The organism is Alkalihalobacillus trypoxylicola (assembly GCF_001590785.1).
Lineage (GTDB): Bacteria > Bacillota > Bacilli > Bacillales > Bacillaceae_D > Alkalihalobacillus > Alkalihalobacillus trypoxylicola.
Genome location: NZ_LTAO01000023.1, coordinates 434,761 through 460,653 on the forward strand (window position 1 = coordinate 434,761; position 25,893 = coordinate 460,653).

General features: G+C 36.5%; 16 protein-coding genes. 6 read left to right on the plus strand and 10 right to left on the minus strand.

Features of this window, described 5'->3' with window-relative positions; genetic code table 11:
• Window positions 1-13 precede the first annotated feature (13 nt).
• From AZF04_RS14590 to AZF04_RS14600, 3 genes are read right to left on the minus strand one after another with little or no spacing between them, the layout of a single operon-like run.
• Window positions 14-1,774 (minus strand): polysaccharide deacetylase family protein, encoded by a 1,761-nt coding sequence (locus AZF04_RS14590; RefSeq protein ID WP_061949364.1) that lies wholly within the window; start codon window positions 1,772-1,774, stop codon window positions 14-16.
• Between the two features lie 4 nt (window positions 1,775-1,778).
• A complete protein-coding gene (locus AZF04_RS14595; RefSeq protein ID WP_061949365.1) occupies window positions 1,779-3,617 on the minus strand; it encodes a glycosyltransferase in 1,839 nt (612 codons plus the stop codon).
• Window positions 3,607-5,037: a polysaccharide deacetylase family protein gene (locus AZF04_RS14600; protein ID WP_061949366.1), complete on the minus strand. Its 1,431-nt coding sequence runs from the start codon at window positions 5,035-5,037 to the stop codon at window positions 3,607-3,609. Before AZF04_RS14600 ends, AZF04_RS14595 begins: the two co-directional genes overlap by 11 nt.
• Window positions 5,038-5,283: 246 nt before the next feature.
• Here AZF04_RS14600 and AZF04_RS14605 point away from each other — a divergent pair, with 246 nt between their 5' ends.
• Both AZF04_RS14605 and AZF04_RS14610 read left to right on the plus strand, forming a co-directional pair.
• Window positions 5,284-8,313 carry a hybrid sensor histidine kinase/response regulator gene (locus tag AZF04_RS14605; protein WP_061949367.1) on the plus strand — a complete coding sequence of 1,010 codons (3,030 nt, stop codon included), beginning with the start codon at window positions 5,284-5,286 and terminating at the stop codon, window positions 8,311-8,313.
• Between the two features lie 98 nt (window positions 8,314-8,411).
• Window positions 8,412-9,542, plus strand: a complete 1,131-nt coding sequence (locus tag AZF04_RS14610; RefSeq protein WP_061949368.1) for a response regulator — start codon at window positions 8,412-8,414, stop codon at window positions 9,540-9,542.
• 135 nt (window positions 9,543-9,677) lie between these two features.
• Here the strand turns inward: AZF04_RS14610 and AZF04_RS14615 are convergent, their stop codons facing one another.
• Window positions 9,678-17,096: a Cna B-type domain-containing protein gene (locus AZF04_RS14615; protein WP_061949369.1), complete on the minus strand. Its 7,419-nt coding sequence runs from the start codon at window positions 17,094-17,096 to the stop codon at window positions 9,678-9,680.
• 1,069 nt (window positions 17,097-18,165) lie between these two features.
• Between AZF04_RS14615 and AZF04_RS14620 the strand changes: the two genes are divergently transcribed.
• Window positions 18,166-19,149 (plus strand): cbb3-type cytochrome oxidase assembly protein, encoded by a 984-nt coding sequence (locus tag AZF04_RS14620; protein ID WP_061949370.1) that lies wholly within the window; start codon window positions 18,166-18,168, stop codon window positions 19,147-19,149.
• Window positions 19,150-19,289: 140 nt separating this feature from the next.
• On the opposite strand, the gene mgrA is transcribed toward AZF04_RS14620, so the two are convergent.
• Window positions 19,290-20,285 carry an L-glyceraldehyde 3-phosphate reductase gene (gene mgrA, locus AZF04_RS14625; RefSeq protein ID WP_061949471.1) on the minus strand — a complete coding sequence of 332 codons (996 nt, stop codon included), beginning with the start codon at window positions 20,283-20,285 and terminating at the stop codon, window positions 19,290-19,292.
• A 130-nt stretch (window positions 20,286-20,415) separates the two neighbouring features.
• Between mgrA and AZF04_RS14630 the strand changes: the two genes are divergently transcribed.
• Entirely contained in the window at window positions 20,416-20,823 is a 408-nt protein-coding gene (locus AZF04_RS14630; protein ID WP_061949371.1) for a MerR family transcriptional regulator, read from the plus strand.
• A gap of 74 nt (window positions 20,824-20,897) precedes the next feature.
• Here the strand turns inward: AZF04_RS14630 and AZF04_RS14635 are convergent, their stop codons facing one another.
• Window positions 20,898-22,154, minus strand: coding sequence for an MFS transporter (locus AZF04_RS14635; protein WP_061949372.1), 1,257 nt, complete (start codon window positions 22,152-22,154; stop codon window positions 20,898-20,900).
• Window positions 22,155-22,209: 55 nt separating this feature from the next.
• A complete protein-coding gene (locus tag AZF04_RS14640; protein WP_061949373.1) occupies window positions 22,210-22,812 on the minus strand; it encodes a TetR/AcrR family transcriptional regulator in 603 nt (200 codons plus the stop codon).
• A gap of 215 nt (window positions 22,813-23,027) precedes the next feature.
• Here AZF04_RS14640 and AZF04_RS14645 point away from each other — a divergent pair, with 215 nt between their 5' ends.
• Window positions 23,028-23,624: a TetR/AcrR family transcriptional regulator gene (locus AZF04_RS14645; RefSeq protein WP_061949374.1), complete on the plus strand. Its 597-nt coding sequence runs from the start codon at window positions 23,028-23,030 to the stop codon at window positions 23,622-23,624.
• Window positions 23,614-24,723 carry a DUF418 domain-containing protein gene (locus AZF04_RS14650; protein WP_412459209.1) on the plus strand — a complete coding sequence of 370 codons (1,110 nt, stop codon included), beginning with the start codon at window positions 23,614-23,616 and terminating at the stop codon, window positions 24,721-24,723. The genes AZF04_RS14645 and AZF04_RS14650 overlap by 11 nt, the downstream gene beginning before the upstream one ends.
• A 91-nt stretch (window positions 24,724-24,814) precedes the next feature.
• Here the strand turns inward: AZF04_RS14650 and AZF04_RS14655 are convergent, their stop codons facing one another.
• The 3 genes from AZF04_RS14655 to AZF04_RS14665 all read right to left on the minus strand — a co-directional run bounded on the left by AZF04_RS14655 (window position 24,815) and on the right by AZF04_RS14665 (window position 25,718).
• The gene (locus AZF04_RS14655; protein WP_061949375.1) at window positions 24,815-25,198 is read right to left on the minus strand and encodes a hypothetical protein; all 384 of its coding nucleotides are present in this window, start codon (window positions 25,196-25,198) and stop codon (window positions 24,815-24,817) included.
• 3 nt (window positions 25,199-25,201) lie between these two features.
• Window positions 25,202-25,399 carry a helix-turn-helix transcriptional regulator gene (locus tag AZF04_RS14660; RefSeq protein WP_061949376.1) on the minus strand — a complete coding sequence of 66 codons (198 nt, stop codon included), beginning with the start codon at window positions 25,397-25,399 and terminating at the stop codon, window positions 25,202-25,204.
• 121 nt (window positions 25,400-25,520) lie between these two features.
• On the minus strand, window positions 25,521-25,718 hold the full coding sequence (locus AZF04_RS14665; RefSeq protein ID WP_061949473.1) for a hypothetical protein: 198 nt from the start codon (window positions 25,716-25,718) through the stop codon (window positions 25,521-25,523).
• Between the last annotated feature and the right edge of the window lie 175 nt (window positions 25,719-25,893).

The window sequence follows — 25,893 nt, forward strand, 5'->3', positions numbered from 1 at the left end:
TAATTCCTCCCTTTTAAAACTCTTGAACAAAGAAATCAATTAACTTTGAAAACCATTGTGATATCTTATGTTGATAAAAGGAGGTTTTCGATTTTGTCGGTTCAATATATTGAACATTTTCTCCTGCTTCCATCTCAATCTGTTCAAATATGGAATCATAAATCGTATCCACATATTGCTCAGAAGAGGTTTCTTGCTGTATAAACTCTCCACCAAGTGATAATGTATATCCTTTAGTTGAAGAGGAGAATTCACCTTCATATAACGGAATAGCATCCATTTTTATTTGAAGCTGATCCTCATCCATTTTTAGAGTGATTTTCCGGTTGTTCATCAAAGTACTTGGATAATCATCTTGATTGATTCTTGACCCTGCTTGGGTTTCGATATAGTCATAATGTGTTGCTTTATGGAATGAATAATCTTCTCCACTCCAAGCTATTTCATCAAGACTTTCTTCAAATAGCAATTGCTCCGTTCCTTTAGCGCTTAAGTAGCCATATATTTTATTTTGTTGCAAAATGACCGTTAGTTCCGTTTTCTCATCTAAAGATTGAAGGGAAACCATTTGTTTGCCTACAACGGCTCCACTTAATTGAAGAGAGATGTTGAAGGTATTAGGTAAGGGAGATTCTAGAGTTGCTTTTACCTCTTCGTTTGGCTCAGAGGTTAATATCATTTTTTGATACTGAAATTCCCCAACCCCATTCTCGACCTGCCACATATCAGCGACTTCTTCAGTTCCTCTTTCAAAATTTAAAGAGAAGAAAGAGCTTGAATCATATTTCATTTTCATGAGTAGATGATTAACCGGCCAATGTGGCGCTACTTGAAGTCGATTTAAATTGTATATATCCTCTTCGGAATTATTAAAAGCATGCACATCACGGTTAAAATGAAGAGCATACAACTTCTCTATCATCTCTTCATTAATGGCTTCAACGGAAGAATCCATGTTATTGTACATGGAATTTGCATGCATAATCGCATAGGACTTAGGCATTTCACCAAAATACTGCAGATAGCTTTCTTCCATGCTTTCATAATCGGCTTTGATTCGTTGTTCCATTTCATGACGAGTTTCTTTGCTAATACTATATTCATCTCTTAGGTAATCCATTAAATAATGATTGTAGTATTCTATTAAGGTTTTATTTGGCCATGCATTTTCTTCCATTTCACCGTAATACTGCCCCTCTTTATCAAAGATATTTATATACTCTAAACGATGTCCATTCGACCCGAGCTCCCAATATCCACTTTTCATCATACTTTTTAAATGAGAGGGCTTTAGGAACTTACTATCCTTTGTTTGTAGCTTTTCGGTATAAGTAAACATTGTTGCTTGATAATTGAGCTTTTCTAGAATTTTTTGAGTGAATATACTAGAGTCAGTTCGTCCATCCTCAAACGAGAGAAACAGTGCCTTTTCTGGCAACGGCTTCCTTTTTTGATAAAAATCAATGACTTGCTGTTGTGAAATCGTTTCAAAACCTTGCTCCTTCAGCAGTGTTAAATGTCTGTTCAATTCATCATTTGATATATGATTCGTTGAACCTGTTCGATCAACGCCAAAATAGGATAAAGAGATAAACCCCTCTGTATTGGTAAACTCACCCTCTGATAATGCTTCATACGAGCTTAAAATAAAAATGGACCGGGCTATCATGACGAACATAAAAGAGATGACAAGGAGTTGAAGCACCACCTTAACCTTTTTCCTGCGATTTTTACGTTTCCAATTATAAGGTTTATCTGCTGTTTTTGGTGGCATTTATTTACGCCCCCTCTTTCATCTTTTCGGTCTGTTTTCTATCTTTTTTCCTTTGTTTTTTTTGCTGCTCTAGTACATCTTGAGGGGTATCTCGCGTTCCCCATGTTGACTTCCAAAAAGTTACCCAAGCAACAGGCATTTGCCATAATAAAACAAATTCATAATATAGAACAAAAACAAGTCCGAAGAGCCATAATTTACTTTTCTTAAACATTAAGTGAGCAAAGCTTAAAAGTAAGGCCATTAATAATAAGCCCACTAAAAAAGTAGTCGGAAATATGCCGTGAATAAACGGAACATATAATAAGTTATAGGTCACTACAATAGGTGCAGCAATTGGAACAATTAAACCAACAAAGAAAAAAAGAAACATGAAGGGTTCTTTTTTATACATAAATGAGAAGGCACGCAATGATTCTCTCAGCCATGACCGCTTCCAACGCATTTGCTGCTTCAGAAATATACGAAAGCTAGAAGGAACAATCGTTGAACAAACCGCTTGGTCCTGATAGCCAGTTCGATGACTTTTAAGAATATAATTAGTCATACTCCTGTCATCACCAAATGTTGCTGGATGTCCTAAAAATCGCTGATTTAACCAAGCGTCTGAATGCTCGATAACTAAGCTCTTTCGATAGCAAGATAATGGACCAGACAAACATGTAACCGCATCAAAGGTCGCTTCTGCCGCTTTCATAATTCGAAAGGCAATATAATAACGAACCGTTTGGAGCTTAGTCAAGGTATTGGTAAACTTATTTTCTACCTCCGTACGACCAGCGACCCCACCCATTTGTGGGTCCTGAAAAGGTTGAACAATATTGCAAATCGCGTTCGGCTCCAAGAAGCTGTCTGAGTCAACAAACACCACTAAATCATGCTTCGCCCTCTTCACGCCCTCTACTAGCGCCTCACGTTTTCCTGAATTTTTTTCTAATACATACAGTGTTAAGCGTTCACTTGTGCGAAATAGCTTTCCTTCTTGATTAATTTGAGCAATGGCCTCTCGAGCTTTTGCGACAGACTGATCGCTTGAACAATCGTCTACGACAATAACTTCTAATTTATCAATAGGATAGCTCTGATCGATACAGCTATGAATCGTTCTGTGAATCCATTTTTCTTCGTTAAAAACAGGAATAATAATTGAAACCCCTGGCTCAAAGCTTTTGTTCACCGGTATATTTCGATACATTAACCCAAAAATATATCGACTTAATAAAAAAATAGCCGCCATGATACTGTAGAAATATAATATTTTATTAAATTTAAAATAAATCACACTTTCTGCTCTCATTAAAAGAACAAGGAGCATGATAAACAATAGAAATAAGCTCGCTGCAAAAATAGACAATCCCCATCTGCGCTTTTTTAAATAATTTGAAAGAGATTGTTCAAATTCTAAGGCGACGAAATAACACTCTTTTTCATCAATTATTTCTGTGTACTGCCTGACCACTTTTGCTTCAATAGATACCTTAGACTCAAATCCTTCTGGCATAACGCCGTCAGGAATTTCAAATTTCAGTTTCATTTTTCCTTCTAATTCATTTCCGTCAAAAAAATGATCGTTCTCTAATTTTAATAAAATCCCTGTGCTCGAAATATCGACACAGATTGAAGAATGACTTTGTTTTTTTGTTATTTGTTTTAGAGATACTGGAAATTCTGCATAATATCGCTGTCCAGCATAACGTTTTTGATATGCTTGGTTTACACCCTCAGCTTGCTTTCCATTAGAAAAGAAACCCCTTCGGTCGTATCCATTTCTAGAAGGATCAGGAATGTTAGAGAGCAGCCTTCGATCCTTTTTAGGATTGCTCAGTATTTCTTTAATGATCATATAGTACCTCCGTAACCGCTCTATCATCGTTCATCATTTCCGAAATACGCCTCATTTGATAGCCTTCATTTTGGAAGTATTCGATGACCTGAGGAAGAATAGAGACGGTATGAGCTCCATCTAATATATGAAGTCCGACAATGCTTCCAGGCTCTGCTCTTGTTGTAATTCTTTCAATGATTTCCTCTTCTGATCGTGACAGGTCCCAGTCTAACGAAGCGACATCATACAGTACAATATATTCGATACCCGTAGCAGCAATCGCATTTGCTGTTTCTTCATCGATTAACCCTTGTGCGGGTCGGAAGTAATTTAATGGTTTTTCTTGTAGAGCATTCGTTAAGATTTGATCATTCAAAACCAAATCCTCTTGCAGGTCTTCGATTTCCATTTCCGTAATCACTTGATGGTGATAAGAATGACTCGCAACCTCATGTCCTCTATCGATAATCAATCTTGCAAGCTGAGGACTAGCCTCTACCCCTTTACCGATTAAAAAAAAGGTTGATTTTACTTGATATTCATCTAAAATGTCTAAAATAGCTTCGAGCGTTTCATCACTTGCCCAATCATCAAATGTTAAGGCTATTTCCTTTTCATTCGTTTCAAACCTTTTAATAATAGTAGGTTTGGTTTCAACTGTATTTGAATGGAGTGTAAGAGAGTTCGTTTCAACTGGCTCACTCTTCATATAACTCCCGAGCTCCATTTCTTCCAAGCTTGTCAGCTCATAACCTGATTCAACGGCATCATGATAAATCAATTCGATCGCATCAATAACCTCCGGGTTCAAGTACGTATTTAAAGAGATAATCGAACCTCTTTTTGAAAATCGTTTTACATATTCAGCAATCTCTTCTGCTGACTGCATTTGACTATCACGAGGATTAATTGTGCTAGTGACTACCTCCATATTTAATGAAGTCGCTGCCTCTTCAAACTCAAGGCTTGTTTCATTAGAACGGCTTCTTACATAGGTTGGCTCTATATTTATTTTTTCCTTCAAAACTCGATTCGCTAGCTTCATCTCAAGAAATGCCGTTTCATAATTCAGTCCTTCGACCATAACATGATTTAATGTATTATTTTGAATCGTACTTCCTTGGTCAAGAATCCTTTGAGCTAATTCTGGATTTTCAGCTACAGCATGTCCATTTAGGAAAAAGGTAGCTTTGATTTGTAAAGTGTTTAATTTCTCTAATAATTGCTCCATCGTTTGCTCATCAGCTAATCCATTAAAGGTGAGAGCCATCTGCTTTTTTGTGGTGATAATTTGCTCAATAGGTGCTCTCGCCTCTTGATTTAATATTGGAATTTCAATGTTAGGAGTAATAGGCTCTGGTGCATCTGCATGACGACTAAAACAGCCTGCTAAAAGAAACAGACCCAAACATATAAAAAATAAAACAAGCCTCTTCATTCCTCATCCTCTTTCAGTTTTAAGTTAAATGAATGGAAAAAAACCATTCTAACACAAGATTTCTTTATCTCTCTATTTTTTAATTATCATGAAAATGTGAAAAATTCAGTATGGTCATTCTCGTTAATTATGATAAACTGAGGGGAAACTCAATGAGTCTTTTTAACTGCTATTAAGCTATCATTCTACTTCCTTGTTCTGTACAAATTCTGTACAAAAAATGGATGGAAAATAGGGGGAGCTTCATTGAAGCGGTCGTCAAAATATTTTGTCATATTCACATTCATAAGTGTTGTTTTAATCATAGGTTTACGCATTTTTTGGTATGATTACCACTCAAATTCAGTGGAGCAAGTAGAGGTAAAAAACGGAGTCGCGGATTTAACTCAAATTCATTTAACGGGTAAATATCTAAACCTAACTGGAGACTGGTCTTTTTATCCTAATGAACTGGTTGATCCGAACCAAAATCATACGACCGAAGAAACGATTACGGTGCCAAGTAATTGGAATGGATTAATCGATTCTACGAATTCTATCAATCAAGGTACTTATCAGCTTCAAATAGAATTGCCAGAATCCTTTAATCAACATTTAGCTTTACGGTTTTACAGCATTTTTTCTGCAGCTGAAGTTTTTGTTAATGGAGAGTCAATATATAAACATAATGAGTTACATCATGGTTTGAATGATAGAGGGTTTATACGGGGGCCCTTCCATGTACATATTCCGGCTGAGAAAGAGAGCATTGAGCTACTTATTCATGTAACGAATCAGCAATTCCCTATTCGTGGAGGTCTTGCAAACAACGTCTATTTAGGTAGCCAAGAAGTAATAGAAGAACAGACTACCTTTGCTTATGCTATGCAGCTAATTGTTAGTATAACCTTCTTACTGCATGCAATTTATTCTCTAGTCATTTACTTTATTTTGAAGGATATTAGGAAGAAAAACTTCCTACTGTTTGCTATGATGCTACTTTTATTTGGAGCTAGTATTATCCTTGATGATGAGGTAATTCTTCAACTACCTATTTCTATAGCTGATGCAAATCGATTATTGCTGTTACTATTAATTGCTACCTTGTTCGTTATGGTGAAATTATGCAGTAGTATATTTCAGGTTTCCTTTAAAAAATGGAATCATCCTAATCTGCTTTTTTATCCATTATTAATAGCTTCTATCTTCATTCCCATTGAATATATACATTATTGGACCATGCTTCAATTTTTGATTTTTTTATTAACGATTATTTTTATGCTTTTTTTATCGATCAAAGCTATTTTTAAAGGCAATTATAATGGATATTTCATCTTTTTATTTATTTGTTCTTATCTATCTAATTTCATTTGGGGTGCATTACTTAAATCTAATGTCATTCAAATGCCGTTTTATCCCCTCGACTATCTTTTATCCATGATTTTTATCATGATTTTATTTTTTAAGCAGCATGCAGATACAGTAGAGGAGAATAAAAAACAGACGGAAATTATTCTTGAGAACGAAAAAAAGAAGGACCAATTTTTAGCAAGTACAGCGCATGAGCTTCGCAACCCCTTACATGCTGTAATCGTTGTATTGGAGAAAGTACTTGCTGATGAAAAGAAACCTCTCTCTTCCAAAACAAGAAGTGAGCTTACATTAGCTTTAGACGTCTCCCATCATATGAAATATACATTAAACGACTTACAAGATATGTCACGTTTAAAGGACCATAATATTTCGTTAGACATAAAACCAACCTATCTATATAGTTTGAGTAATAATATTGTTGAAGTACTTCAGCTATACGCACAAGGAAAAGCTATAAAAATCCTTAATCAGATACCAAGAGACTTCCCAGCTGTAAACGCCGATCCGCAAAGGTTATTTCAAGTGTTATTTAACCTTGTAGAAAATGCACTTAAGTACACAAGAGAGGGAACTATTTTTATTAAAGCTATTCAAAGAGACAACAAAGCGATTATTACAATAGAAGATACTGGTATAGGTATACCAGCCAAGGATTTGGAAAGAATAAGCCATCCCTATACACGCGGATCCAATATATCCGATTATGACGATCATGGTGGAGTCGGCCTTGGTTTAAGTATTTCACAGGAATTCATCGCTTTGCACAAAGGTACGTTCTCGATCGAATCGCAAGTGAATAAAGGAACAAAAATAACCTTCAGCTTAACGATTAGTGAAAAACAAAATCAAAACATTGATTCTAGCTCCTATTCATTACCGAATCATTTTATTGAGTCCATTCCTTTTACACATTCGGATACATCGAAGGAAAAAATTATTGTGGTAGATGATAACCCCATTAATTTGCAAACAATTCGAATCGCATTATCAGAGCAATACGATGTAACCACCTTTGACAATCCAGAGAATGTTTTAAAATTGAAGAATCTCTATGATTACTCTTTAATCATAACCGATATTATGATGCCTCAAATGTCGGGCTATACGTTAACGAAAAAAATAAGAGAGCACTTCACTGTTACAGATTTACCGATATTACTTTTAACCGCATTAAATCATCCAAGTGATATCGCAACAGGGTTTCAAAGCGGGGCGAATGATTATCTATGTAAACCAGTTGAGCGTCATGAATTAACAGCACGAGTTAGTACGTTAATCCAATTACAGCATGCGATTAAAGATAAGGTGGCAAAAGAATCTGCTTGGCTCCAAGCACAAATCAAGCCCCACTTTTTATACAACACGCTCAATTCTATTGCTTCACTAGGTCACTCTAACCAAGATGCCATGGTTGAATTATTATTTGAATTTGGAAATTATCTCAATCGTAGTTTTGATTCTAACAATACTAAACAGCTGGTGCCTTTAGAACATGAAATTGAACTAGTAAACTCGTATTTAAGCATCCAATCGATTCGTTTTCCTGCTCAGTTTGAGGTTCATTGGCATATGAAGACGAGCCGTACGGCATTCATTCCACCGTTAGTATTACAAACACTTGTGGAAAATGCCTTACATCATGGCGTTTTAAAAAATCGTCAACAAGATGGACGCATTGATATTAAATTAGAGGAAATAAAGAAGCAGCTCAGATTATCTATACAAGATAACGGGGTCGGTATCGATTTATTAAAAGTCTATAAAATCCTTGCTTCAGAAAACCCAAAAGAGGTTGGTATCTATAATGCGCACAAGCGATTAAAAAGATTTAATAAAGCGGGGTTAGAAATTTCTACAGCGAAACCGAACGGTACTCTCATTTCTTTTATTTTACCAACGTCAAGCGAGGATACCGGTAACTGATTCATCTAAGTTTTTGTTGGATTTTTTGAGTACCAGAAGAGAAAAATCAATCATACTCGTATGAAACGATTACCGTATTTTTGAGGAGGGATTACTCTATGAATATCGTATTATTTGATGATGAACCATTAGCTCTAGACTATTTAGAGCATCAATTACGTTTAATCAAAGATATTAATATTATAGGTAAGTATACGTTTTTTGATCCCGAGAATATACAGCAGCAAATCAAAAATGCAGATGTCATTTTTTCAGATATTGAAATGGTTTCGGTAAATGGCTTAGACCTAGCTGAGATTATTTTGAAAGAAAAAAGAAATATCCCTATTATATTCGTAACAGGCTTCGAGCAATATGCCGTTAAAGCATTTGAAATTAATGCCTTAGATTACTTATTAAAGCCTGTAACCGGAAGTAGGCTCAAAAAAACCTTTGAAAGAATTGAAGGATATTTTAAAGCAAGCAATAGAGATATAGCTCCTACTAAGCATCCATTACACATATCAGTTCTTGGAGATTTTTCCTTTCAATTACAGGATCAGCCTTCAGAGGTGATTAGTTGGCGCACCCACAACGCATGTCAGCTATTTTTATACTTATTGCACCATCACAATCAGGTTGTGACAAAGGACTATTTAATAGAGCTACTTTTCCCACATCTAGAGCTAGAGAAAGCTAAATCTCAAATATATGTGACGATTTATCAATTAAGACAAGCGATATCGAAATACAAAGAATATATTGAAATTTCTAGTATTCAAAGTGGTTATATACTCAAATTAAAAAACACTACGATTGATAAGGTTGTGTGGCAATCAAGATTAGAAAATGCCCCTGCGATTGAACCCCATACCATTACTCAGCATGAAGAAATTGCTGCTTTATATAAAGGGGATTACTTAAAAAGTATGGACTATGTTTGGGTAGACCAAGAGAGAATACATTTAGAGAAAAAATGGTTAACACATATTTCTAAAATAGCCGCTTATCATTTAGAAAACAATCTTGACCAAGCAGAATTCTGGTTTTTAATGATTTTACAAATCAATCCAGAGAACGAAGAGGCTCGCTTCACACTAATGAAAATATTTGCCCAAAAAAAGAATACAATGCTTCTTGATCAACAATATTATCAATATGTAAAAGCGATGAGTGATTTGGAATTACCGATTAATCCTGAAATAGAGCAATGGTACAACCGTTATAAAAATAGCCCTTTTATATATTAATGACAAAAAAGAAGAACGTTCCTTAAGAGGCACGTTCTTCTTTTGTTTTTTAGTAGGTGAGCTACTGGAGAACCGGAAGACTTCAACGTATGGAATCCCATTAACTTTCCAAGCCCCACTTTTTAAGATAGTGTTTTAATGACTTTTTCTGGTTCTTCTTTTAATGTTCAGCAAAGCAAATCCAATTCCTACAATAAGCAATCCAATTAATAGATAATTAAACGAATGGGTTGCCGTATTTGGTAGGTTACCCTTTGGTTCATTTTTATTATTTTGAACGGCCTCCTGCTGATTATTTTCTGCTTTTTCTTCCTCTTGCTCTTCATCCTCCGTTACTGGGTTATACGTATTAATCAAATCAAATCCATTAACGGTCGTTGTATAATCTGCAACTGAAACCTCATCAATAGAATATTCTATGAAAACACCGCTCTGGTCATAAGCTGGTAAATGTTCAAACTGATAATTCCAATCTGAAGCCTCTGTTACGGTTTGTGTTGCTACCTCATCCCCATTTGCATAAAGCTCAACAATAATAGAGTCTGGGCGTACTTCTTCATGATCATTTACCCACGTTTTTGTGCCTTCAACACTTGTTGTACCGACTCGTAGGTTCGTAATGTCATAGCCATTAATAATCGTTTCGTAGCCTTCAACAGGCTCCTCTTCAATCGTGTACGTGTACGCCTGACCTTCCTCATCGTAAGCTTCTAATTCTTCAAAGATGTACTGCCAATTTCCTTTCTCTGTTAACTGTGCTTCATCAAAACGTTCTCCATTTTGAAGTAAGTGCACGGTAATTGATTCTGGACGGTCGGCTGATTCATCGTCTAACCACGCCTTTGTTACCGGTACAGTTGTTTGTTCCGAGCGTGTATTCGTTAAATCATAACCCTCGACATCTGAGCGATAACCTGGTACTCCATGCTCGCTAATACGATAATCATAAAGAATTCCTTGCTCATCGTATTGGTCTAAATTCTCAAACTGATAACTCCAATCCGTATCAGATGTTACCATTTCGGTTGCAATGACGACCCCGTTTTGAAGGAGATTAACGATAATACTTTCCGGTCGGTCCGCTTCACGGTCATCTTTCCATGTTTTGTTTCCTTCTACATGGATAGTACCAACTCGTAGATTGGTAATGTCATAGCCATTAATGATTGCTTCGTATCCTGCTACCGGTGCTTCTTCTACCGTATATTCATAAGCGACCCCTTGCTCATCATATTGAGCTAAGTTTTCAAATTGGTATGACCAATCGTTCTCGACCGATACGGTTTCAGTTCCGATTACCTCTCCATTTTGCAATACGTTAATCACAATGCTTTCTGGACGGTCTTCTGACTCATCATCCCACCACGTTTTTGTGCCTTCAACACTTGTTGTGCCGATTCGTAAATTCGTAATGTCATAGCCATTGATCGTTGTTTCATAGCCTTCAACAGGCTCCTCTTCGATACTGTAGGTATACGCCTGACCTTCTTCATCATAAGCTTCTAGCTCATCAAAGGTGTACTGCCAGTTTCCGGCTTCGGATAGCTCGCCTTGGTCAAAGCGGTCTCCGTTTTGTAGCAAGTATACCGTAATCGACTCTGGGCGTTCGGCTGATTCATCGTCTAACCAACCCTTTGTTACTGGTACCGCTGTTTGTTCCGAGCGTGTATTCGTTAAGTCATAACCCTCGACCTCTGAGCGATAGCCTGGTACGCCATGCTCGCTAATACGATAATCATAAAGAATTCCTTGCTCATCGTATTGGTTTAAGTTCTCAAACTGATAACTCCAATCTCTTTCAGCGGTTACTTCTTGTGTATCAATCACGACCCCGTTTTGAAGAAGATTAATCATAATACTTTCCGGTCGGTCCGCTTCACGATCATCTTTCCATGTTTTACTTCCGTCTACACGAGTAGTGCCAACTCGTAGATTGGTAATGTCATAGCCATTGATCGTCGCTTCATATCCTGCTACCGGTGCTTCTTCTACCGAATATAAATATGCGACCCCTTGCTCATCATATTGAGCTAAGTTTTCAAATTGGTACGTCCAATCGGTATCAACTGTTACTTCCTGTGTATCAATCACGACTCCATTTTGAAGGAGGTTAACCTCGATTGACTCTGGGCGCTCTTCCGACTCATTGTCCCACCACGTTTTTGTGCCTTCAACACTTGTTGTGCCAACTCGTAAATTCGTAATGTCATAGCCATTGATTGTCGTTTCATAGCCTTCTACTGGCTCTTCTTCAATACTGTAGGTGTAAACCTGACCTTCTTCATCGTAAGCTTCTAGCTCCTCAAAGGTATACTGCCAGTTTCCTGTCTCTGTTAGCTCTGCTTCATCAAAGCGGTCTCCGTTTTGAAGCAAATGTACGGTAATCGACTCTGGGCGCTCGGCTGATTCATCGTCTAACCAACCCTTTGTTACTGGTACCGCTATTTGTTCGGAGCGTATATTCGTTAAATCATAGCCCTCGACCTCAGTGCGATAACCTGGTACGCCATGCTCGCTTACACGATAATCATAAGAAACTCCAAGCTCATCGTATTGATTTAAATTCTCAAATTGATAACTCCAATCCGTATCAGCTGTTACTTCTTGTGTATTAATCACCACTTCGTTTTGAAGGAGATTAACGAAAATGCTTTCCGGGCGGTCTGCTTCACGGTCATCTTTCCAAGTTTTACTTCCTTCTACAATAGTAGTGCCAACTCGTAAATTGGTGATATCATATCCGTCGATGGTCGCTTCATATCCTGTAACAGGTACTTCCTCCACTGTATATAGATAAGCGGCTCCTTGCTCATCATACTGAGCTAAATTTTCAAATTGGTACGTCCAATCGGTATCAACTGTTACTTCCTGTGTATCAATCACGACTCCATTTTGAAGGAGATTAACCTCGATAGACTCTGGTCGGTCTTCCGACTCATCATCCCACCACGTTTTTGTACCTTCAACACTTGTTATGCCGACTCGTAGATTTGTAATGTCATAGCCATTGATCGTCGTTTCATAGCCTTGAACAGGCTCCTCTTCGATCGTGTATGTGTAAGCCTGACCTTCTTCATCGTAAGCTTCTAACTCATCAAAGGTATATTGCCAGTTTCCAATCTCTGTGATCTCAGCTTCATCAAAGCGATCTCCGTTTTGAAGTAAGTGTACGGTAATCGACTCTGGGCGGTCTGCTGATTCATCATCTAACCACGACTTCGTTACCGGTACAGATGTTTCTCCAGTACGAATATTCGTCACTGTATAGGTATTGTCTATTTTGGATATTTCATTTTTATACCCATCTATTTGTTCCTCTATTAGTTCATATTCTAACTCATTTCCATCAATATCTGTTTCATCGACTGGCTGAAAGGAAGCTTGCCAATCATTTGCTTCATTTAACGTAAGCGTCTCTATTTCATCGTCACCTAGCATAAGAATGACAGTCACACTATCCTCAGAAGATCCCTTCCATATCTTTTCTACATTAAATATCACTTGATCTGGAATATACGTATTCGTTACTTCAAACGTAAGATCCTCTCTCACAATAGTAGAAGCATAGGAGGTCATATCTTCTTCAACCAGTGTATACTCTAAATCATTTAGATACTTATCCGTTTTATCGACTGGACTAAAAGAAGCATGCCAATCATTCCCCTCTGTTAATGTCACAGATTCTACTTCATCACCATCTAACATAAGTGAGAGAGTTACGGAATCCGCACGTTTACCAATCCAGTTTTTCTCTACATCAAAAGTAATCAGCTCTGGAATATATGTGTTGGTAACTGTAAACGAATTTTCATCTCTTGTAATAACACTTTCATAATTCTCTATTTCTTCTTCTTCCAAAACATAAAGATATGGCTCATCATTTTCATCTAGCTCATCGACATCCTGGAAAACATATTTCCAGTCATTCTCTTCATTCAATATTGCCGTTTCCAAAATCGTACCATCCAACGTTAAATGAACGGTCGCTTCCTCCTGTGAAACACCATCCCAAACTTTTTCTACATCAAAACGGACCATTCCAGCTTCTACAGGCCCTCTTCTATTCTCTACTTCGACTAATTGATAGCCGTGCTCTGGATTAATTTGATTTCTTTCAAGAGTAAATCGAACATCACCTGGATTTTGATAGCCGGGTAATGGAACTTCCTGTAAAACGTACGTTCCTTCAGCTATCGGAAAGCCCATATCCCAAGTTCCTTCATCATCCGTTACCCCTGAAATTAAAGCTCGACTACGATTGTTTTCGTTATATAGTGTAAAAGCTACACCAGGTAATAGAATATTAGATTCTTCATCTGTTTTCATCACCTTAAAGTTAACCTTTGCGGCTGAGCCTTGATTTCCATGGCGGAAATTGGCTAAATAAAAACCAGCTTGCCCTTGTGTTCCTTCCGTGCTCCAATAAGACATCGTCACATCATTTTTTAGCTCAGCACCATTTTCACCGAAGAAATACGTATCATAGACAATTAAATAAGCACTGTCAATTTCGTCTTGATTAATGGTCAGGACAAAGGTTCCTTCCTTATTATCCACATCCAAAGTATAAAACGAAGGATCAACTAGTTCCCTACTTTCCGTAGGTGTAGTACCTGTACCAGTTAAGGTAACTTCATACACCCTAAAAGAATCTTCTACATACATTTGGTTAGGATAATCTTCATCATCTTTTCCTACTACATCTGTAATGACAACATTTCTTAATACTGACTGGCCATAATTTAACTTCAATTCCCATTCAATATTTCTAGAATTACTTGGGAAATTCGGGTCTCTTACACCTTTTTCAATTCTAGTTTCGGTATAAGCAACGGTAACGGTTCTTTCCCATTCTGCAACCATTGTTTCATTATTTAAAAGCTGTGCCTTGTTTGTAATTCGCACATTGTCAGGTGTCATCGCAAATGTAAGGTCAGCATCTTCGGTCGTATAAGTAATTCGATAGGCTTCATCTATTTCACCTAAAGTTACTCTAATTTCATGATCCTCGGTAGCCTCATTAGCAACTTGTTCCTTTTCACCATCACCCGTAACCGTTCCATTTGGATGAATGATTAATTTTTCTTTATAAATCTCTAACACTTTTTGTGATTCTGGAAGCGTGTCAATAAAGACCGCATTCTCTAAAGAGTTCAGATTATAATTAATTCCTACTTCCCAATGAAAGGTTTTCGTTCCGTAATTATAATGACCATTTTTATAGCCACTGTTTCTCTGTTCTTCTCGTACTCTCACTGTGCTACTATCACTTGGATTAATAGGAAGTCCTGAATCAATAATGTTTATTTGATTATGATATTCACGATTGTTATTTCCAACATCCCTTATATCATAATCCGTGATATAGGTTACTTCTATGCGCTCACTCACTTCATTCAATAATTCAATTCGAAAACCAGACTTATCTAGGTTAGTTAAACGATAGTCAATGTCCTCTTCTAACTCGTCTCCACCTACTGCTACAACCAATGTTTCTGGTCGTAACGTTAAATTGCTATGTGTGAATACATCATCGAGTACGGTCCCGGCATCAAGCGTATAACCCGCTTGATTCGCTACAATACGCCAAGAAATCGTTTTATCCTGATAATTAATGCCATTATTCGTTTTATTTAACATAAAGTTATTTTTTGAATAAGTAGCCGTTTCGTTTACAGAATTATCTGGTCTATCCTCACGTGTAACCGTATTATGAATTCTCATCGTATCTGTAATATACGTATCTGGCCCCGGCTCAGTACTATAAGTAATCACATAAGGCTTCGTAACATCCTGATTAAATTGGATGGTAAAGCCATTTGCAGTTGTTGTAACTTGATATTGATTGGAATCAACAACCGTTGTTCCATCTTCCTCATATACAGTAATACCGTTTACACCATTTACTAGTACATGCTGTGCCGTTCCACTACTACTTCCCCCTGAAACCGTCCACTGATCGGTAAGAATCGCTTGAGCCTGTGGAATATTTCGGTTATTAAAGTTATAACGAATCGTCCAATCTGTTGTAAGATCGTTATTTACATGATGCTGTTTCGTTAATGGATCACCATATTGCGAGCGCACCGTTTCTGTGACGGTCCTCCCACTTCCACTCGCTTCATTCACAAATTCCGCCCAATTTTCATCACCCGGATCGGTAATTTCCGTTTTATAACGAATCTCATACGCTCTCCTTGGATTATTAGGAAGGTCTAGCGACAGGGATAAACCGTCAGCAGCAATCGTCGGTGTGACGGAAACGATATCTCCCAGTGTTCTTTCACCTGTTGGGGTAACGATGACTTCCTGCACCACAATAGAATCTGAAAGAAATTGATGATTATTTTCCTGGAGTGTATCTACAAAATGCAACGTATCATTAGAATCACCTAAATTGGTATTCATTCTGACAGTCCAATCAATTTCCTGGCTATCTCTACCATCACGATCAGGTGTACCGACTTTTTCTAGTGCTGACCCACCCTTAGGTCTAAATGTTAAGGAAATCATATCTCCACCAGGTAAAGCCACATCCTCGACCCAATCCTTTCCTGCTGCAGAAAGTGTCGCTCCAATATCGAAATAAGAGCCTGGATCAATCGCTACCCCTTGCCCTAATTCATCACGAATTTGATCATTAAAGGTAACGATTAACTCATGATTTTCATTCATCGATAATGTACCTAGTTCTCCAAAGTCGATACCATTTGGAAAGGTCACATTCTGAAACACATCTGGTAAAGGCAAGACCAATGTCGTACCAGGACCGTAATAATGCCCAGCTGGTAAATCAAGCTGAAAACGTAGAGAAACATCATCTCCATCCTCAGCCTCGGCCTCGTTTTCTACTACGACGCCATTTATTCTAAATGTCACTTGATGAATAACATCTTCACTCATCACTGGTTCAAACTCTTCTGTTGAGAATGTAGTAATAGAGCCCTCTTCTTCGGTTTCTATAATTTCTAATTCTCTATCCGAAGTAGGATTAGTCTCTTCATCCACCAATTCCTCTAACGTTTCTTCTGACTCCTCATCTATTAGCTCCTCTGAAGCTTCCCCTTTAGCTTCTTCTTGAGCTGTTTCTTCTGCTTGCTCTGATTCTTCATCCTCAGCACTTACTGGACGATCGATTACAGCAGAGAAAACAAAATGGGAGGATTCCTCTATGTTTTCATCTTGTGCGACAAGCTCCACTTTAAGGGTTCCATTGCTGTTGACATAATAATGACCTAAAGTTTTCTCGCCGCTTGAATCAGTAATAGCATTTGATAAATTCTCAACACTCAGCTGTTCAGGTAATGAAATGGTTTGTTGATAACCATCCGACAAATCGATTCCATCTGTCGACCCATGCACTTGAACAGAAACTTCTTCTAAATCTGTTGATAACAAATCTACATTCTGACCAGCACCATCTACGATTTTTATCGTATCAATAAAACCTTGAGTATAATCTTCAGCAGAAATTCTCATGGGCTGTACATATGTAGCTATTGTCTGAAAAATAAGCAAAAACACTAACACCATACTTAATTTCCGACTATTCATCACTTTCCACCTTTCTTTTTACAATCTTTCATACAAGAAACCATTAAACTAAAAAGTCCTATACAAATTCTGTACAAAATAGTGAAAATAATGGATAAATAGGTCGATTTATTTTTTAATCGAATAAAAAAGAGCGATTTACCGCTCTAAAAAATGAAAAAAACACTCAAAAAACCGAGTGTTTAAAGGATTTACTATAAAATTTGTTCATTCCTAAAAAACTTCATAAAAATTTCTTTTCTAAATTTAATCACCGACAGATGTGCAAGCTAAATACTTTTCAATCGTTTCACTTCATCCTCTAAACCAAGCTTCAGCATTTCCTTTACTATATATCACTTACTATCTATTAATTCTTATAATTTAAATATAAAATGATTGAATCAATTTCCTTATAATGAAAACCGAATGATTTGGTTTGATTTTCACTTTAGGTAGATGCTTTCCCAAGGGCTTGTCTTCAGCTAACTCTAACTCCGCAGTGCTTCGTCAGAGTGGATCTTCAGACTGCGCTCATCCTTAGGGCTTGTCTTCAGCTAACTCTAACTCCGCAGTGCTTCGTCAGAGTGGATCTTCAGACTGCGCTCATCCTTTGGGAGTCACTACCTACCGTTACAATCAAAAAGTAAATTCACAAGCATTCAAGACATATTTATAATGAATGGTCGTATTATTCACTTAACCCCACTTCACCATTCCCATCTTTTAATGAAAACCGAACGATTTGGTTTTTGATTTTCACTTTAGGTAGATGCTTTCCCAAGGGCTTTCCCAAGGGCTTGTCTTCAGCTAACTCTAACTCCGCAGTGCTTCGTCAGAGTGGATCTTCAGACTGCGCTCATCCTTTGGGAGTCACTACCTACCGTTACAATCACCGAGTGAATTCACAAGCATTCAAAACATATATTATAAGATACGTTCGTTTTTCATTCACTTATTAGCTTCTTTTTTATAAACAACCCTCGTTACAAGAGACTGCTCAACAAATTTTATTGAACGGAAAAATCTTTTTAAGGTTTGTTGAATACCAAAAAAGGGAAATCCTCCCTACAATAGGAGGGGAAGCGATTTGAGTATTCACCTTAAAAATATAAGCACTATTGGTTTAGGAATATTGATTATAATGAGCGTTATGTCGCTATATGGACATAACGTAAAAGCAGAAAATACTTATGATCTTGACGGGCATGAGATTTATTTACCCGATATTTATGAAAATACCGTCATTTACAATGGCACGACTATGCCTTATGTAAATTTAACACTTTATCATGAGGGAGAATATGACGGCATAGCTACCTCCGTTGATGAACAGCAGCCGTTCATTAATCAAGCAGGTCAATTTTCATTTGCCATTTACGTCCATGATGAGTTACAAGCGGGTGACATCGTAACCTTTATGTTTAGCGGACCACAGCTAAGTAGCTCAAAAGAGATCGAATTGGTCGTGCAAGAAGAACAAGAAGGGATGGAGATCATTGAACAAAAAGAATCGTCACCAGATTTAGAGGAGGCCATTCAAAATGAAACCTCTATTGATTATTCCGATCTTGATCATGAAGCGGTTTCCTTTGAAGTGACAACCGTTGGAGATGTGGACCAATTATACGGAAGAAGACAGGGTGAAACTCTTCATCAAGAATATAATCGCTTAGAGCATAATGCTGGGGATATATTCCAGCTATTTTTTACTGATGTTGAACCAGGTGAAACCTTTGAATTTTATATTTTAGCATCGGGTATTACGACTAAAATAGAAAAGCAAGTAGAAGGTGAAGAGGAAAACGAAGAGGAAACAGAAACAGAGCAAATCGAAGAGACAGAAAATGACCAGGAAGCGACTTCAAATGATAACGATAATAACGAAGAGGAAATCAATGAGATTGAGACTGAGATGTCAACAGAATCAACAAATGAAGGCGCTGTTGCCAATGAGCAGAACCAATCTCCACCATCAATGACAACAATGGTCATTATTAGTTTAATAGGTGTGAGTTTAATAATTGGAATTATTTTCTTAATAAGAAAAATTTGGAGCACGAAAAGTTCTTAAAAATAAACACGAGTCCGATGATAGGTTCGGACTCGTGTTTTTAGGTTGAGAATAAAAATGATTTAGCAGACGAAAGCAAGTGAAGAGCAAAACTATCCACTTCTTTATGCACTAAAATTTAATTCAAGCACTTCTGTCCATTATTTCGCTAAAATTTGATCGATTAGCGTAAGTTCGTCCTGACTAAATTCTAGATGATCTAACGCTTTAACATTCTCTTCAATTTGAGAAACACGACTAGCCCCAATTAATGCAGACGTAACTTTACCTTCGCGTAAGACCCAAGCTAAAGCCATTTGTGCGAGGCTTTGACCTCTTTCTTTAGCAAGCTCACTAAGCTTTTCTACCTTTGCTATTTTTTCAGGGGTAATTCCAGCTTCAGATAAGAATGGGGAATGCTCACTTGCTGCTCTGGAATTCCCAGGAATACCACCTAAATATTTATTCGTTAGTAGCCCTTGCTCTAATGGACAAAAAGCAATAGAGCCGACTCCACTTTCAGATAAAACATCTTGTAACCCATTTTCAATCCAACGATCAAACATTGAATATCTTGGTTGATGAATTAAAAGAGGCGTCCCCAAATCATTCAAAATTCTTACCGCTTCCTTTGTTTGCTCTGGGCTATAGCTTGAAATACCAACATATAAAGCTTTACCTTGTCTAACAATAAGGTCTAATGCTGCCATTGTTTCTTCTAAAGGTGTATTCGGATCTGGTCGATGGGAATAGAAAATATCAACATAATCTAAGTCCATTCTCTTTAAGCTTTGATCCAGACTTGATACTAAATATTTTTTAGAACCCCATTCACCATATGGACCTTCCCACATATAGTAGCCAGCCTTTGTAGAGACTACTAATTCATCGCGGTAAGGAGCTAAGTCTGTTTTCATGATCTTTCCAAACATTTCTTCTGATGATCCTGGTGGCGGACCATAATTATTAGCCAGGTCAAAATGAGTAATTCCTAAATCAAAGGCACGACGTAGCATGCTACGACCATTTTCGTAAGAATCTACTCCACCAAAATTATGCCATAAACCTAATGATAAGGCTGGTAATAATAATCCTGAGTTACCTGTTCGATTATATTTCATAGATTGATATCGATTATTAGCTGCTTGATAGCTCATTTTTTTACCTCTCTTTTCAAATAGAATGAGTGCGTTTCCAATAATCACAGCATAACCCCTCAAGTTAACTCTAGGTCAATAGATATGTTAAAATTATTTCAATAAAAATTCTAAAGGGGATTGAATCGATATGAACTATCTCATAAGTGAAGTTGCCAAAAAGCTTGATATTACCATACATACGCTACGTTATTATGATAAGGAAGGACTTCTCCCTTTCGTAGAGCGTTCTCAAAATGGTGTTCGTAAATTTAGAGAATCGGATGTTGAAGCGATTAAAATTATTCAATGCTTAAAGGTCACAGGTATGCCGATAAAGGAAATTAAAGAATTTATAGCATGGAGTCTAGAGGGCGATTCAACCTTAAAAGAAAGATATAATATGTTTTTAGAACGAAAAGCAGCCGTCAAAGCTCAGCTAGAGGAATTAAATCGAACCATGGAAGTTATTCATTATAAATGTGAGTATTTCGAAAAAGCAGTGAAAGCAGGAACAGAGGAAATTTATCATGATAAAAAATTAATTAATTTTAATTAACGGCTCAATAAACAATTATATGTGAGGTGCAATTATGCACCTCTATTTTTTCCTTTTCCATATGACATGTAATCCTAGCCTACAGCTTTATGCTCAGCCTTAAGAAAAGCCTTTTTAGAGGTTAATTGGAAAAAGAGGAATAAGCTTGTCATCCCTATCCAACTAATGATTATCGTTAAAATGACCGGCGAAAACCAGTTACTCATCATTAAAAAAACTCCCGCAACACTTACACCACCCATAACGGCTATTGAGTATAAAGCCATATATGTACTACGAGCGTAATCGGGAACGATATTGGCTAAAATGGTCTGCTGAATAGGAATATACATCATTTCTCCTATCGACGCGATTAGCATAGCAATTAGTAAAAGCAAGGGACTAGTAGAAAAGCTTATCACGCTATATCCAACAAAAAATAAAAACAGTCCTGTCATAAGCGTAAAGCGTTCATTCCAGCTTTTGATGATTTTCATTAATAACAAAGTAAAACATACAATGATAATCGTATTTTCAGTTTTTAATATTCCTAATAAGTTAATCCCATCTACTTCAAAAGAAACTATGTTCGTTATCGAAACTGGCTCAGGTATTTCATTTGCCAGACGAACTCCAATATAATTGGTTAATTGCTCTTCCACCATTATAATCATTGAACTAGACAGCAGGAAAATAGCGAAAAAGCGATGTTTCAATATGTGAAGATATTCCTTACCTATACTAAAAGGCTGATTTGCCTTTGATTTCGTTTGTTTAGCTGAGGGACGATAGGTTTCTTTAATAAAAAGTAGTGTGATGAGTAAGGATAGCATCGTCGTAAAAGCAACACCTATTAATAAAAGAAAAAGATGATTCATAAAGAGAAAAGCACCAACTATACTACCTATCGCAACTCCTAAATTACGTAACCAATACGAATAGGTATAAATGGTTTTTCTTTCATTAGGTGAGCTAACATCAATAACTAAAGCCTGATAAACAGGGTTCACCATCCCGTTACTAAACTGGATGACGATAAAAAATACGAAGGTTACATAAGGAAATGTCCCCCATGTATAGTTAGCTAATGCTGCACCCGTATACCCTAATACAATAAATAATTCAGCTAAAACGATAATTTTCTTCCTTCCTATTCGATCCGAAACATAGCCTCCTAATATAGAGCCTAAAACATTGGAGAACATCACACAGATAAATAAAATACCTGTGATCATATTTCCTAATTGTCCTGAAAAATAAATAATTAAATAAGGAAGTACAGCCATTGTTGAAAGTGAAGAAATAAATTGAAGAAACAAACGAATACGTATGGTTGGATGAAAATGTCTCATAAAATCCCCCTTTAACGATTGATTAATCAATCGTTATTAATGGTCAAAAGAGAACCTATTTTATAATAGGTCCGAATATATTTAAAGTTGATAAAGCTACCTTTTCAGAAATGTCACTATATCTTTTATCTGTAGAATTTAATCGAAAGCCAATTAAAAGACTCGTATATAAAGTCGCGACAATTAATGAATCTTGTTTTTCTAACAGTCCTTTCTGCTGACCGTTTTTAACTAATACACTAACCTTGCCTCTAAACTCATCATGAAAGGCATCTAATTTTTCAAAGCTTTCCCGAAAGCGCTCATGCTGACCTATATCCTGAACGACTAATTGCAAATAATGATTGATTTCAGAAAAAATCTTTATATGATTTGTAATCATTCTTTTTAACTCATCTAATGGATTTTCGGCATGCTCATCAAAAGCTAACATTTGCTTTGAAAAATCTTCTAAAGGCTCGACTACCACCGTATAAAAAAGCTCCTCTTTATCCTTAAAATAGGTAAATACGCTACCAAAACTAACCGTTGCCGCTTCTGATACTTTCTTAATCGTCGTTCCCCCATAGCCTTCTGTGGCAAATAAATAAGTAGCTGCCTCTAGAATTTTCTTTCTCTTTACCTTCATATTCAGTATTTGTTGCTCGGAAAGTGGCACAATATCCCCTCTTTTCACGATTGATTAATCAATCACTTGTAAAATATCATATAATGTATCCTTCCGTTTGTAAAGTGTATTGACCAAATCTCCAACTCACTTTAACCGCCCATTTTCTATTTTAATTAAAAATATTAAAATGAACAGTTGCCAAATTCCTCCAAGGGGTGTATTATTTACTTACCGGTAAGTAAATAAATAAAGGAGGCGTTAAAATGCGTAACAAAGAACAAACGTATAAACAAATTATGGAGACAGCCTTTACGATGTTTTCCGAAAAAGGCTTTGACCAAACCAGCTTGACTCATATTGCCTCAGAAATCGGCATTTCAAAGCCAGCCATTTATTATTATTTCAAATCAAAGGATGAATTAATTAAGACGCTTTTTGAAATGATTGTTGCAGAAATTCAGTCCATTACTTTTATAGACCTAGAAGAGCTAGATGCTAAAAATGTGAAATCAATCTTATATCAAGTTGGAGAGAGTGCTATTTTAAGGCAGGAAAAGGATTTGAAATTTAACCAATTATTTAATCATTATGTTCTTCTTTCCACTCGCGATGATTATTATTCAGAACAGCTTACAAAGATACAAAAAGACTTTCTAAACATCTTTGAAAACATCCTGACGAAAGCTGTTCACCTGAATGCTATTAAAGAAGAGAATATTGTGATCAAGTCACAATTATTGGCACTCGTTTTTGACAACATTACTACCTTTATACTGACCGATATAAAATTAGACTATAAGAAGATATGGCGTGAAGCTGTAGATAGTGTTCTCAAAGGGATTGAGCATGATGAGCAATAGTATAAATAGCAGCCGTATCGAGGGGTTAGACTTTGCACGGGCGCTTGCTATGTTTGGGATGCTGGTCATGAATTTTATGGTTGTAACAGGCGCACAAGGAAATGGAGCACCATTATTAGTTTGGTTTACAAACTTATTTGAAGGTAGAGCTGCAGCAACGTTTGTTCTTTTAGCAGGTATTGGGATTTCTCTAATGACCAAACGAGCTCGACTATCCTCCGAAAAGACGGTCATTCGAAATACTAGAGTTTCTTTATTTAAGCGTTCTATCTTTTTATTTATATTAGGAATGCTTTTATATGCAGTAGGGTGGGATGGCGACATTTTACACTACTATGGTGTTTACATGACTATTGCAGCGCTATTAATCCTTGCATCACCCAAAATTATTACTCTGTTCATCATCGTTTTTGCTTCCCTAGCTCAACTTTACCAAGTGACCTTCAATTATATGAGTGGCTGGAGTCCGACAAAGCCATTTTTAGAATATCTAGACTTTTGGACATTAACTGGATTTCTAAGAAATTTATTTTTAAATGGCTATCATCCTATCTTGCCATGGATTTGTTTCTTATTAATCGGAATGCTGATAGGAAGATTGAATTTAACAGATATTGGAATACGGAAAACCCTGTTTATTTTTAGTAGTGTAACGCTCATCATGACTGAGCTTCTATCGAAAATTTTGGTCGTTTCATTAGACTCAATTTTAGACGTAGAGAGTGCTAAGTTTTTATTCGAGACTGGACCGATTCCACCAAACATCTTCTACTTAGTTTCTAACACAGCCTCAGCTATACTCATCATCCTTTTATGCATCTATCTAGATGAAAAATTCCCTACAAACTGGCTGATACGCTCCTTGATTTATACAGGTCAGCTAACGCTAACTCACTATGTCAGTCATGTCCTTATAGGGATTGGAATTCTATTACTCTCTAATAAAGTAATTCTTTTTAATGGGTTCGTGGAGCAACCTCTTTCCTTCACCTTTTCATACGCATGCCTGTTTTTCATCGCAAGTATTATTTTCTCTGTACTATGGAGATTAAAATTTAAAAGAGGTCCTATAGAGCTGTTGATGAGAAAATACTCATAGTCTTATACATTAAAAACTGGTGAGACCTCCTCACCAGTTTCACACTGAATAACCCTCTATAATGAGGGATGACCTTTCCTTTGTTTAAGGATTATAAAATTTTTGAGTATATAACCATTGTAGTAGGTATGGATAGCAATAAAAAGGAAGTAAGGATGATTAAGACTTGCTGCGCATCCCAATTAAAATGGCTAAATCCTGATACTAAAAATAAAATAGCGATCGTACCGAATAAGACGAAATAATTTGCAAACATTGATTTTCCTAAAATCATTTTTGAGCGCTCATCTCTTTGAAATAAATGTGGGGATAGATAAGCCATTAATAAATGGTTCATTCCTAATGCTAGAAGCATTATAGCATTTGGAAAGTGACCCTTTATGACATCATCAATATTTATATAAATGGAAATAATCGTTACAATTAAGCCCGAAATTAAAAATAGACGTTTACTTTCCTTTGCTTTTTTGTTCATGCTTTAGTCCTCCTCATAGAAAAAGATATCTTCAATTTGACAATGGAAAATACGTGCAAGCTTAAAAGCAAGAGTAATAGATGGATTATAACGTTCTTTTTCTAAAGAAATAATCGTTTGTCTGGACACACCTAATTTCTCAGCCAGTTCATCTTGGGTTAAGTCATATTTTGCACGTAATTCCTTTATATTGTTCTTCATTTATATACCACCATTCTTGTAAAGCGAACTTTACATTGAAATCATATTAATGTCAAATGAACTTTACATTTAAACCCAAAACATGCCTTATCATATTTGCAAAGCACATTTTTTAAAACATCTACTCACTTTGCTTATCTAAACGGCGACGAAAAACTAAAGCCGAAACAGTGAATATAACAAAAGCTGTTGCCGATGCAGCCGTAACGATTTTCAAGACATTTCCTATCGGGGGGTTAAACAACAGAGAAACCGAGATGATTAAAACCGCACTCGATAATCCCATCCCTAAAATCGACATTGCCAAAACCTTATTCATCCAATCACCTCCAAGTAGATTAAAAAAAGCTATCGCTAAAATCAAGAAAGGGTCCTACTTTCTTTCCCAACCATTACTTTCTATTTTATATTTGGTCACCAACATACAAAGCTACATAGTCATTTACTTCTTTTTTCTTTGATTAGTAACACATAAGCAATAAATAAATAAGGGA